This window comes from Novosphingobium sp. TK71 (assembly GCF_055361505.1).
The window spans coordinates 1,537,857-1,550,000 of the sequence record NZ_JBSZKA010000001.1 but is presented as its reverse complement, the minus strand read 5'-3'; the positions used below and the strand labels follow the sequence as shown (position 1 = coordinate 1,550,000).

General features: G+C 60.4%; 10 protein-coding genes. 9 read left to right on the top strand and 1 reads right to left on the bottom strand.

The genetic code is table 11. The annotated features are described in order from the left end of the window. Positions 1-739: 739 nt before the first annotated feature. Positions 740-1,627 (top strand): subclass B3 metallo-beta-lactamase, encoded by an 888-nt coding sequence (bla, locus tag ACXJ16_RS22915; RefSeq protein WP_463922200.1) that lies wholly within the window; start codon positions 740-742, stop codon positions 1,625-1,627. 423 nt (positions 1,628-2,050) lie between these two features. On the opposite strand, the gene ACXJ16_RS22910 is transcribed toward bla, so the two are convergent. After that, positions 2,051-3,262, bottom strand: coding sequence for an MFS transporter (locus ACXJ16_RS22910; RefSeq protein ID WP_463922198.1), 1,212 nt, complete (start codon positions 3,260-3,262; stop codon positions 2,051-2,053). 99 nt (positions 3,263-3,361) lie between these two features. Here ACXJ16_RS22910 and ACXJ16_RS22905 point away from each other — a divergent pair, with 99 nt between their 5' ends. The 8 genes from ACXJ16_RS22905 (at position 3,362) to ACXJ16_RS22870 (ending at position 11,977) form a co-directional block, all read left to right on the top strand. Beyond that, positions 3,362-3,967 carry a TetR/AcrR family transcriptional regulator gene (locus ACXJ16_RS22905; RefSeq protein WP_463922196.1) on the top strand — a complete coding sequence of 202 codons (606 nt, stop codon included), beginning with the start codon at positions 3,362-3,364 and terminating at the stop codon, positions 3,965-3,967. Between the two features lie 413 nt (positions 3,968-4,380). Next, positions 4,381-5,604, top strand: coding sequence for a hypothetical protein (locus tag ACXJ16_RS22900; protein ID WP_463922194.1), 1,224 nt, complete (start codon positions 4,381-4,383; stop codon positions 5,602-5,604). Further along, positions 5,604-6,440: a GIY-YIG nuclease family protein gene (locus tag ACXJ16_RS22895; RefSeq protein WP_463922193.1), complete on the top strand. Its 837-nt coding sequence runs from the start codon at positions 5,604-5,606 to the stop codon at positions 6,438-6,440. The genes ACXJ16_RS22900 and ACXJ16_RS22895 overlap by 1 nt, the downstream gene beginning before the upstream one ends. Before the next feature lie 20 nt (positions 6,441-6,460). Further along, entirely contained in the window at positions 6,461-7,018 is a 558-nt protein-coding gene (locus tag ACXJ16_RS22890; protein ID WP_463922192.1) for a hypothetical protein, read from the top strand. 74 nt (positions 7,019-7,092) lie between these two features. After that, positions 7,093-7,311, top strand: coding sequence for a hypothetical protein (locus ACXJ16_RS22885; protein ID WP_463922190.1), 219 nt, complete (start codon positions 7,093-7,095; stop codon positions 7,309-7,311). Beyond that, positions 7,308-7,865 (top strand): hypothetical protein, encoded by a 558-nt coding sequence (locus ACXJ16_RS22880; RefSeq protein WP_463922189.1) that lies wholly within the window; start codon positions 7,308-7,310, stop codon positions 7,863-7,865. The genes ACXJ16_RS22885 and ACXJ16_RS22880 overlap by 4 nt, the downstream gene beginning before the upstream one ends. Before the next feature lie 526 nt (positions 7,866-8,391). Further along, a complete protein-coding gene (locus tag ACXJ16_RS22875) occupies positions 8,392-9,891 on the top strand; it encodes an ATPase domain-containing protein (RefSeq protein WP_463922188.1) in 1,500 nt (499 codons plus the stop codon). Beyond that, entirely contained in the window at positions 9,842-11,977 is a 2,136-nt protein-coding gene (locus tag ACXJ16_RS22870; RefSeq protein ID WP_463922186.1) for a hybrid sensor histidine kinase/response regulator, read from the top strand. The genes ACXJ16_RS22875 and ACXJ16_RS22870 overlap by 50 nt, the downstream gene beginning before the upstream one ends. The last annotated feature ends 167 nt before the right edge of the window (positions 11,978-12,144 follow it).

The window sequence follows — 12,144 nt, the reverse complement described above, 5'->3', positions numbered from 1 at the left end:
CAAAATCCCGATTTAAGTTAGCTTTTACAACCGCTTGCGAAGTCGGCGGTTCAGTGATTCCGCGCGATCACGAGGCATCCGCCGCGTTGATTATGGCGGACAGGGCAAGGATCGTCCGCGCGTGCCTTAAGGCCACGGCTTTACGGTCCGCACCTCCCGGCATGTTCGACGATGGAATGCGGCGCCGCTTCGCCTCTAAGGCGCGCGGGGGCAGGGCGCTTACAGCGGGCCGCGACCCTTTGTCGCTATTCAGGCACCAATTTCACATTCCAGGTCCGGACCGTCCGGTAACCGTCAGGTCGCGACCAAAAGACGACTTTCCGACCCGGACCTTCGAACCTCCGCTCTCGACATTTCCGGTCGTTCGCAAGTTTGATAGCTGCTTGGCAGCAAGACGCCCATTGTCGTCGGACAGCGGCTAATGTCCATCACTCGGAAGCTGTCCTTCGTCATGTCTGAGCAAACCCAGGTTCGTCCAACCCTGAGCTTGTGAAATTGCTGCGGTTCGTGCGTAATGCCCAACGCTGACCCGCGTTTGGTGTTTGGCCGCCGCTCGGGCAATACAAGAAACGCTTCGTTCACACACCACAGAAAGTCATACGCACGAGATGCGTATCATGCGGAGGCATTCGTCCCGCGCGCATTCTACGGACGGGCCAGCGCGATGCCACTTCATCAGCCTTTGATGGCTAGCTTCAGATGCTTTGCCAGGAAGGGCGCGATTTCTGCGCTCGCCTTGGTGGCAAGTTCTGCTGCGCGAAGCGCGGATGCAAATCCGCCAGCTTCGCGCGCAGCCGACGCTCTTACTCGGCCTATTGCAGTGGATCTCGCCCCTCGCTGGCTTGTGCCTGCCGGGCCGATCAATATCTTCGGTTCGACTTGGCTGGTAGGTTTCACGCATTTGAATGTGGTGATGATTGTCACCGATGATGGACTAATCCTGATCGATGCTGGACTTCCACAAGCCGCCCCACTTGTTGAGGCAAGTCTTAAATCGGCAGGCTTCAGCATTCAGGACGTAAAATACATCCTCAGCACCGAACCGCATTATGACCATGCCGGAGGAATAGCCGCTCTGGCCAGCGCCAGCGGAGCAAAAGTGATGGCCAGTGCTGCCGCCGCCCCGGTGCTGCGCGCCGGACGCAGCGGCGCCGAGGATCCGCAGCGCTCGTCGCTATTCACCTATCCATCTGTCAGCCGTGTGACTGTAGTACGTGATGGGCAGCGAATCCGGCTGGGCAACGTCGTTGTTACCGCACACGCGACACCTGGCCACACGCCCGGTAGCATGAGCTGGTCTTGGTCATCGTGTACCAGGTCAGCAGAGGGCGATGTTCATACCTGTGCCGACATCGTCTTCGCTGCCAGCCTGAACTCACTGACCGATGGAACCTACAGATATTCAGAACATCCTGCAGTTGTACGCAAGTTTCACCAGTCTTTTGCAACCATGCGCATGCTCCCTTGCGACATCCTCATTACCGGTCACCCCGAGCACTCCGGCGGGGAAGAAAAGCTGGCTAAGCTGCGCGGCGATCCGGATGGCTATCGCGCACGCGGAGCATGCGAGGCTTTAGCTAACCGGTTCGACGCGTCGTTGACCCAGCGTCTAAGCGAGGAAAAATAATTGTCTAGGATAGCTCGGCTCGGGGCATTGTTGAGCGACTCCACCGCGGGAGCCTCTCCTTACTCTGCCGGTAAATCGCTCCACGTCGCCGATCGGTCGTTCCGCAATCGGCCAGGCATCTCGTCCGCTGGCTAGCCGGCTGCAGCCCGGCGAACGGCTGCTTGATCCGGAACCTACCGTTCGGGGTGGCGCTCGTAAACGGCAGTTTTGTCCCAGGGCCGGGCGTTCCCGTTTTACGCGGTTTCAATAAGGCGGCCGGTCGCTGGTCGACCCTTTCCTGCTGCCCAGCATGCGATATCCGTCACCCAAGCCTGGGCGAGCAGCTTCGCGGCTATTCGTAATCCTGCTGAAAGATACCGCCTTCGCTTGCTTAAGTACGGAAGGCTCGAGGAGCGGCAACCTGCCCCCCGCACCTGCGTTAAATCAATGTCCTATAACCGACATACCTCTAGTCCGGCTTCCTGAAGGAAAGCCGTGTGCGCGTGCTGACCAGGCGATCACAAATCCAACGCATATCAATGCGAGCATGGCCCAAGGGAATGCTGCAACACCCCAAGCCTCAAGCATAAAACCGCCGGCAAGGCCGCCGGCTGCGATCGCACCGTTCCAGGCAACGACATTCATCGACAGGGCCGTGTCCGCGCTATTGCCGGCAGCATCTGCGAGGGCGGTCTGGAGCAAAGTTGCCGCGCCGCCGAAGGTCAAGCCCCAGATCGCAGTGCAGACGTAGATAACGATGACGGATCGAGCGCCTAGCACAAGCATCACCGTGACCAGCGCGAACAGAGCAAGACTGGCCAGCACGGTCAACCGCAGAAAATGGTCGACCAGCTTCCCGGTCAGCCATATTCCGACCAAAGCTGTCATGCCAAATGTGAGCAGGACGAGATCTACATGGTCTGCCAGACCAGCAGGCGTCACGAACGGCGCCACATAGGTGTAAAGGATGTTGTGTGCGAGCATCCAGCAGACGACGACCCCCAACACGGAACGAACCCCTGGTGTAGTGAGAACGCGGTAAAGCGGCATGCGCGCGCTGCGGGCCTGACCGGGATAATCGGGAACCTTCGCCAGGACCCACAGGATCAGCACGATCGTCAGGAGTGACATAACACCAAAAGCAGAACGCCAGCCGACTGCGGCACCCAGCCAGGTTCCGAAGGGAACACCGAGGGACAAGGCTACAGGCGTTCCAACCATGGCAATCGCCATCGCTCGGCCCTGTTGGTCGGGTGCAACCATCCGGCGCGCGTATCCCGCCAGCAGGCTCCAGGCCAATCCCGCCGACATGCCGGCCATGAACCGGGCTGCCATCGTGAGCAGTATGTTATGTGAAAGTGCAGTGATCGAGTTGAAGACGAGGAAACCGACAATCGTCAGCAACAACACACTGCGCCGTCGCCACCCCTGCGTCGCGATGCTGAGGGGGATGGCAGCGATCAGTGAGCCGATCGCATAAGCAGTAACAGTCTGGCCTGCGAGGGCTGATGAAATGTCCATGCCCGAGGAAATTTGTGGCAGCAGTCCGGCCGGCAGGGTTTCGGTGGCGATGCAGATGAAGCCAGTCATCGCGAGCGCTAGCAGTGCGGAAACTGGCATGGGATCGCTTGCCCGATTGAATTCTTTGTTAGGCATCGAAACGTTCACATTTATGGATTGATCGATCCATAAGTACGCTGGTGACAGCCGGATGGCAATGATTTATAGAGCGATTGATCCATAAATGAGGACGGCATGCCACGCACAGGACGCCCGCGCACTTTTGACCGAGACGCCGCCATCGATGCGGCGATGATGCTTTTCTGGGCCCAAGGTTATGAGCCGACATCCTTGTCGCAGCTCAGGTCCAGCATGGGAGGGCTATCATCGGCCAGCTTCTATGCGGCTTTCACGTCCAAGGAGGCGCTGTTCCAGGATGTCGTGGACCGTTATATCGGATTCTATGGTCAGGTAACTTCAAGCCTGAAGGATGATACGCTCACGCCGCGCGATGCGATCGAGACGGCATTGCGTAAATCCGCTGCGATGCAAACCGCAAAATCGCATCCTCCCGGCTGTCTGATCATGCTGGGAGCCAGCAATTGTTCCCCAGAAAATCGGCAGGTCGAGGCGCTGCTCGCAAAGGAACGTCAACGCAACCGGCAGGGAATCGAACGTCATGTGGAGAGAGCGAAAGCCAACGGAGATCTGTCACCAACCACTGATACGATTGCGGTGGCGAGGACGTTAAACACCTTCCTGACTGGCATGTCATTTGAAGTAAAAGACGGGGTGCCTTTGTCGCAGATCGATGCTGCAATTACCTCGCTAATGGGCCTTTGGGACCAAGCCGCAGCTTGACGCTGGAAATGATGCGCAGATGGCGGCATTCCATCGGCTTTGCCGCGACTGCGCCTGGTCACGATGCGGGTGTTGTCTGCATCCTACGTCGACCCATTTAAGACTCTCAGCACCCAATTTTTGATCCCCAGCTGCCGACGGTCTGCTATCCCGGCAGGTGCCGACAAGATTAAGACGCTCGCTTCTAGCTGCACGGACGTCGCAGTCTGAAATGGAGAGTCATTCGGGCTGCCTCAGGCCGCCCGGTCGGAACCGCCGACATAGCCGCCGTTCGATGCCCCGCGCGCGTTCTTCGAAATTCGCCGTTCGTTCGGGCGGCGACACACATGCGAATGACGCGCCGCGGACCTATCACGGTTTGCACGTATATTAACACATGGCATGTCGCGGGAGGAGCATTACAAAGGGGGGCGATGAGTACTATTTTCTGGTCTTGGCAAAGTGATCTCGACCCGCGCGTCACTCGCAATATCGTGCGCGACGCCCTCGCGCTGGCAATCGAGGATTTGGATGCCGAACTCGAGGAACGTCACGAGCTTACCTCCGATACGAAGGGTGTCGCCGGCTCGCCGGATATCGTCAGCACCATCCTCGCCAAAATCGAGGCTGCCAAGGTCTTCGTCGGAGACGTCACCCCGATCGCGGTAGCGGCCAACGGCAAGGCGATCGCCAATCCCAACGTTCTGATCGAACTCGGCTATGCGAAGCGCGCAATTGGACTCGAGCGCGTCATCAACGTGTGGAACACGGCCTATCCCGGGGCGACTATCGAGCAGCTCCCGTTCGACATGCGCGGACGGCGGGGGCCGATGAGTTTCCATCTGCCGGAAGGCGCGCCCTCGGCGGACTTGCGAACGGAACGGGACAAGCTCCGGTCCGCGCTGCGCGAGGCCCTGCGAGCATCGATCGCCGTCGCAACGCCGGCGCTGCCTGAGCCCAGCTCACCGGCATGGCAGTACGCTCATCCCGCGGATCCGGCCCTGTGGTTCGATCCCGCCACTCCACTGACGATCAACGAGGATGGCGCGCCCGGCACCAAAGTCCTGACCGAAGGCCCCTACGGCTATGTCCGCATTCGTCCGCGTCATTGGTCGGCGCCGCGCGAGACCGTCCAAGATGGCGTCCGCCCGCGGATCATGGGGCCGACGCAGGGGTATAGCTGGGGTGCCACCAAGGGCGGTTTCATCGTTTACAGTGGTAGTCTGCGGGCATCAGGTGAAAGGCCTCTGACCAATTGTGTGATGCAGTTTCGCAGCACCGGCGAGCTTTGGGGCGTCGACCCTTTCATCGCCGATCGGGAGGATCGGGCCTTGTTCTTCGCCGATGCGCTTATCTCGCATATCAATGACTTCATCGACGAGAACCTACCAGTCCTGCAACGGCAGGGCGCTAAAGGCCCGTTCGATGTCATGATCGGTGCCACCGGCCTCGAAGGCCTGCATTGGATCTCGGACACACGGTGGGGCGGCAAGCCGGTGGCCCTTGAGCCTAGCGCCACGGCCGAGTTCACTTTGGCGGGCTTGGGCGAGGACGAGCGGCTGACTGAGCTCGAAACCGCATGGGGAGAGATCGCCGCAGCCTTTGGCGTGACACAGCCGCCGCGCTCGACCCTCGTCCAGCAGATTAGGGGGTTCTGATGCTGCTATTCACAGATCTGCTCGAGAAAGCGGGGCTCGCCGCCGGGCAGGTCCGTCTGCTCCGCCACCAGACGAAGGCGCCGAACGGCCGCACGCCCTATTTGCTTTGGCGGGACGACCGGCCTTCCTTCGAAGAGTATCAACGGGTGCAGACGATTGGCAACCGCGCCGGGCTCGCGGTGCCCTTCTGGGCGAGCTTCGTGGCTCCGCCGACCGGTGGAACGCTGTTCGCAGGGATCTATACAGCCCGGCGCGTCGGCACGGTCGATGCTTCGTGGATCGATCCGCTCCATCTCGTTCCTGGCATGACTCTCAGCAATGGCGAGCTCGACCTCTATGAGACGGCTCGGGTCGGCGAACTTGAACTCTATATCGGACGGCTGTGGATCGAATGGGGGGCGGGCGCCAGGTCCTGGGTACAGCGTCCGGATCGACAGAATAAGCCAATCGTCGAGCTGACCCGCGCGTTCCGGGAAGATGCGTTTCCGGGATACACGCACTTCATCGCGAACATCTCCGACGTGCAGGGGCTGCCAGCGACCTGGGTCTCTGCCCTACGCGCGGCACGCGGCGTCTATCTCCTCACGTCGGCCAAAACCAGAGAGCAATACGTCGGCTCGGCAACTGGCGACGCCGGCTTTTTCGGCCGCTGGCAGAATTATGCCCAGGACGGACATGGCGGCAATATTGGTCTCAAGAGCAGCGAGCCCAGCGACTATCAGGTCAGCATCCTCGAGGTCAGCGGATCGTCGGCGACCAATGAGGAGATCGTCGCAGTCGAGCAGCTCTGGAAGCACAAGCTCCAGAGCCGCGCGATGGGCCTCAACAGGAATTGACAGGCGCCATGACTGGAGCCTTGACCCCCGATGAACTGGGAGAAGCTGGCGAGAACCTCTTCGCCAAACTGTGCACCCAGGCTAAGCTGATCTGCAGCCGTACGAGCCGTGATCGGGCAGGCTGGGATTTTCGTGTTGAGTTTCCGATGGAAGGAACGCCGCAGGAAACGCTTGATCAACGCGAGCCGCGCGCATGCATGGTCCAGCTCAAATGCACTGCCGGCGAGAGCGGGGCGGTGCGCGCGCGCCTGTCGGCGATGGAGCGTCTGGCGAAGGACCGGGGGCCGTCCGCTATCGTCGTCTTCCGGATGCGTCCGGACGGGACCGAGCTCATGGGCTATGTCATTCATCTTCTCGGCAAGGAGCTCGCCAAGATCCTACGCCGCTTGCGCGTCGCCGAGGCCGAGGGTCGGACGGACATCAACCACATCTGGATGTCCTTCGACTATCGAAAAGGGCGCCGCTTCAAGCCCACTGCCGAAGGGCTGCGCGATGCGCTCGCCGAGATCTGCCCCACAGACGTCGACGGCTATTTCGAGGGCAAGCGCCACCAGCTGGCGACGCACAGGTGCCGCTGAGGCCGGTCCAGCTCCAGGCCTATGATCGTCGCTTCGGGATCCGGGTCCCCTACAAAGGCTCCCTCTTGGAAGGGATGGAGGAATTCCCGATCGATCTGCCGACGATAGGTCCATGCGCGATCATCGTGCGCTCAGGGCCGCTGCTTCCGGCCGCCGTGTTCGACTGTGAGACAGCGATTCCGTTTCCGGTCGAGGGCGGACCGATGCTTGCGATTCGCCATGCCGCCCTCAATCTGCTGTTCTACGAGGGCAGCTTCCACCTCGAAAGCGTCGGCAACTGCTGCGCGGATTGACCTACCTCGCAAGTGGCAAGGCTACGGTGGAACTGGACTTCAGGGGCATCCGGATACCGGGCATTCCCACGCAAGAGGGATTGGACGGACCCAATCTCGACGATCTTCCGCGCCTGCTGGAGTTCGTCGAGCGGTTCCGACAAGCCCTCGATATCGCTGGCATATCGACATCGGAGCCTTTCTCGCTCGAAGACATCTGGGCTGCACCGGCGATGCAGATGTCGCTCGACATGATGTTCAATCCCTCCTCCGCGGCACGCTTTGAGTTCGACGCGATCGGCGGGGTGACCGACGAGGTCCGGCTGGAGGCGATCTACTTCAACACCATAGAGTTTGCCGGATGCGGGATCACGCTCGCCACCAAGGTCATTCTCGAGCAGAAAGGAGAGGAGGCGAGCGCGTTCGCGTCCACCGGGTTCGAGCTGCTGGATGTTCGGCCGGCGGTCATCGATCTGGACGACTATGGAGCCGAAATGGCAACGACCAGCGGCATCAACGTCGTGATCAATCCGAAGAACGTCACGATGGTCAGCCGGCCCGCGGAGCGCAAATGACACTCGCGGGGATTAGCTGTCGGGCGTTGCAATGCGCGGCGACCGGCCTGTGCCACGCCCACATTGTTCCCCCTGCGAATCCACGAATGATCGGTGTTAGCGTAACCGGATGTTTCCAATCGCGCCGCCGATTGGCAGGACTATCCAAAGCCCTGCCCCATCGCACCCCGACCCTTTGCGGTGATTCAGCACTCAATTTTACGCTCCCAGGTGCGGACCGGCAGCTTTCCCATTCTGGATGCTCAAGACGGGCCGATTCCGGAACGTCTCGTTTAGAGCGTGGCCTTCAAAGATCGGCCTTTAGTCTGCAACCCTAACCTGCACAGCACCGTGGCCGCGCCGACACCAAGAAGCAGTCCGCCGGTTCCGCCGCCGATGTCGCGCGATGCGCGCCGGTCTACGATAGCATCGATCTTACCTCCTCCTTCGTCGCCAGAGTAAGCGGAAAGGAGACTCCTCATTGTGATCGGGGACGTTTTCGTTCGATAAGCGTTCATTACGCAGAACGGAACGAAGGTGGGCAATTTTGGGACCCGAAGAACGCATTTCGACAGGCAATGAAGGTCTGGACCTGATCCTGGGTGGCGGCCTGCCGGCCAACCGCCTCTATCTGATCGAAGGCAGCCCGGGATCAGGAAAGACAACCCTGTCGCTCCAGTTCCTTCTAGACGGTGCGAGACGAGGCGATCCCGTCCTTTACATCACACTCTCGGAAAGCAGTGAGGAACTCGAGGTTGTCGCCCGGTCGCATGGTTGGGACCTCGACGGCGTAGCCCTGTTCGAGCTCGCTTCCGCAGAAGAAGTGCTGGGCGCCGGACGCGAGCAGTCGATCCTGCATAGCTGGGAGATGGAACTCGGCGGCACCATCGACCTCATCAAGAAGGAGGTGGAGCGCGTCAAGCCAAAGCGTGTCGTCTTCGACAGCCTCTCCGAAATGCGTCTCCTGGCCCAGGATCCGCTCCGCTATCGCCGTCACCTCCTCCAGCTCAAGCAGTTCTTCACTGGTCTCAAGACAACCGTGATCCTGATCGATGACCTGACCGGCACCAGGGCCGAGCGCGACAGCCATCTGCACAGCCTCTGTCACGGCGTCATCACACTGGAGCGTCTCACTCTGGATTTCGGCGCCGCGCGCCGACGCCTTCAGGTCCAGAAGCTGCGCGGTGTCGATTTTGTCGCAGGCTTCCACGACCTCATCATTCGAAAAGGCGGTCTAGACGTCTTTCCCCGTCTCATCGCCGCCGATCATCATAAGCCGTTTGTGGGCGAACCGGTCGGCAGCGAAGTCGAGGAATTGGACGCACTGCTGAGCGGCGGGCCCGCGCGGGGCACCAGTACGCTCATCACCGGACCTGCCGGCGCGGGCAAAACCTCCCTAGCACTCCAGTACATCGCAGCTGCATGCCGGCGACGCGAGAATTGCGCCATCTACCAATTCGACGAGCGCATCGGCACGTTGATGGGACGTGCGAAGGCGTTCGGGATCGATCTTCAACGATTCATCGATGAAGGGTGCCTCGCCCTGCGACAGCTCGACGCCGCCGAAGTCGCGCCTGGTCAGTTTGCGGCCATGGTCCGCAAGCAGGTCAATGAGGGCAACGCCAAATTCATCCTCATCGATAGTCTCAACGGGTATCTGGCAGCGATGCCGCAGGAGCAGCAGCTGATCCTGCAGCTTCACGAGTTGCTTTCGTATCTCAATCAAGCAGGCGTCGTGACCCTGCTGGTCAACCCGCAGCAGGGTTTCTTTGGCAACATGCAGGGGCACAATCTCAATGTATCCTACATCGCCGACGTCGTGATCCTGATCCGCTTCTTCGAGGCGCAGGGTCGCCTCCGTAAGGCGATTTCCATCGTCAAGAATCGCAGTGGCCCACACGAGGACAAGATTCGCGAGTTCCGCATCGATGCGAAGGGCGTGAGGGTCGGTGAGCCTCTTGTGGAGTTCAAAGGTATCCTGACTGGATCGCCGGAGTATGTCGGGCCCCAAGCGCCGCTCATGGAAGATCGCGGCGAAGGTGCATAGGATCGCACCCGAAGGGCATCGCGTCCTCATAAACGCTCCATACGGACAGGACGCGCTAAGCGTTGCCAGTCTCCTGGCGCAAAGTGGCTATGATACCCTCATATGCGAGAGCCTCGATGAGTTGGCGGGCGCTTTCGACGACCATGTCGGCACCATTCTCATCACTGAAGAAGCGTTGACGGGACAGTTGGGGACCTTGCGTCACGCGCTGGAAGCACAACCGGCCTGGTCCGACATGCCCTTCGTCCTGCTCGCGGGCCGTCAGGCAGGGCGCCGAATCGCCGCAGAAGCAATCAGGCGGCGATTGCCGGACAATGCTACCAACGTCGTCTTGCTCGAACGCCCCCTGAGCTCAGAGTCTCTGCTGAGCGCTATCGCGTCGGCCATGAAGGCAAGGCAGAAGCAGTTCCTGCTTCGTGATCAGGTCGTCGAACTCGAGGCCGAGCGCCGCCGCCTGTCGACCTTGCTCGAGTATTTGCCGGTCGGCGTCGCCTTCATCGGTCCCGCGGGAGATACGCAACTTGTCAATCCGGCGTTCCGCCGCTTCGACATTGACGGCACCATCCCAGGCTTGGATCCGAGCATCCAATCTCGCTGGGAGGCGTGGGATGCCGATGGAAAGCGCCTCGAACCCAAAGACTTCCCCGGCATGCGCGCGCTTCGCGGTGAAATTTTCGGTGGCGTGGAGTTTCTCTATCACCCGCCGAACGAACCGAATGTCTGGACGCGGGTGGGCAGCGTTCCTCTCAAGGACGAGGAGGGCACAGTCACAGGTGCTATCTCCGTGATCGTCGATATCGACGAACAGAAACGGGCCCAGGAGGCCCTCGTCGATGCGGCTCGCACCCTCGAAGCGCAGGTCGCCGAGCGTACCGCTGACCTCAAGAGCGCGCTCGAGCAGCTTGAGGCCGAGGCCGTCGAGCGCGAGCGTGCGGAAGCCGCCTTGCGCCAGGCCCAGAAGATGGAAACTGTCGGGCAGCTCACAGGCGGCATCGCCCACGATTTCAATAACATGCTGACCGGCGTGATAGGCGCGATCGACATCATGAAGCGTCGTATCGCATCGGGCCGTATCGATGATATCGATCGCTTCATGGACACCGCAGCCGCCGCTGCACAGCGCGCCGCGGGCCTGACTGCCCGGTTGCTTGCATTCTCCCGCCGCCAGTCGCTTGATAGCCGTGCCACCGACATCAACGCTCTGGTCTCGTCCCTTGAGGAACTGTTGCGCCGGACGATGACTGAAAAGGTTGAGCTCTCGATTGTGTCTGCTGATGCCCTGCCTGCCGGAATAGTTGATGCGAACCAGCTTGAGAGCGCGATCGTCAATCTCGCGATCAACGCGCGTGACGCGATGCCTGACGGCGGGAGGCTCACGATCGAGATGCGCACGGCGGATCTTGATGACGTCTACTGCTCCGAGCATCCAGGCGTGGAGCCCGGCAGCTATGTCATCGTGTCGGTTTCCGATACCGGCGTTGGCATGGACGAAGAGACGCTGGAGAAAGTATTCGAGCCCTTCTTCACGACCAAGCCGATCGGTCAGGGCACGGGCCTCGGCCTTTCGATGGTTTACGGCTTTGCCAAGCAGTCGAATGGGCAGGTCAGGATCCACTCTACGGTCGGCATGGGTACAACTGTCAGCATTTTCCTGCCCGCAGCTGATAGCGTGGTCGATAGTGAGGCCCTCGCGACGTTTGGCACGGTACGGCAAGGCGATGGCCAGTCCGTTCTGCTGGTCGAGGACGACGACTCGGTTCGGCTTGTTGTGCGTGACGTGCTGGAGGAGCTTGGCTATCGGACGTTCGAGGCGGCCGAACCCACTCGTGCCAGCGAAATACTTCGTTCCGGCCAGCATTTCGACCTCATGGTGTCGGACGTAGGCCTGCCAGGCATGAACGGGCGGCAACTCGCAGAGATCGCGCGCGACCATCATCCTGATCTCCCGATTCTCTTTGTCACAGGCTATGCGGAAAACGCCGCGATCCGCGCCGGTTTCCTCGGAACCAATATGGCTATGATCACGAAGCCATTCCAAATCGAGGTCTTGTCGGCGAAAATCAGCGAGATGCTAAATGAGAAATGATCCGGCGGACTGTCTGCAGCTTGGGCAACCCTAACCCTTCGTCTGACGGAAATGTCGGAGACCCATTCGTAAATCGAATGTCCGCTTCCAGGTGCGAAGAAATCAATGTCGAAGGGCAGAAAGGGGCGCAAAGAGGGCTAGCTGCACACGCCCCATTGCGACTGCTC

What these genes read in the sequence shown, in the direction of transcription:
- ACXJ16_RS22910 (WP_463922198.1), bottom strand. Translation starts at nt 3,262, where the DNA reads ATGCCTAACAAAGAATTCAATCGGGCAAGCGATCCCATGCCAGTTTCC.
- ACXJ16_RS22895 (WP_463922193.1), top strand. Translation starts at nt 5,604, where the DNA reads ATGCTGCTATTCACAGATCTGCTCGAGAAAGCGGGGCTCGCCGCCGGG.
- ACXJ16_RS22885 (WP_463922190.1), top strand. Translation starts at nt 7,093, where the DNA reads ATGGAGGAATTCCCGATCGATCTGCCGACGATAGGTCCATGCGCGATC.
- ACXJ16_RS22905 (WP_463922196.1), top strand. Translation starts at nt 3,362, where the DNA reads ATGCCACGCACAGGACGCCCGCGCACTTTTGACCGAGACGCCGCCATC.
- ACXJ16_RS22900 (WP_463922194.1), top strand. Translation starts at nt 4,381, where the DNA reads ATGAGTACTATTTTCTGGTCTTGGCAAAGTGATCTCGACCCGCGCGTC.
- ACXJ16_RS22870 (WP_463922186.1), top strand. Translation starts at nt 9,842, where the DNA reads ATGTCGGGCCCCAAGCGCCGCTCATGGAAGATCGCGGCGAAGGTGCAT.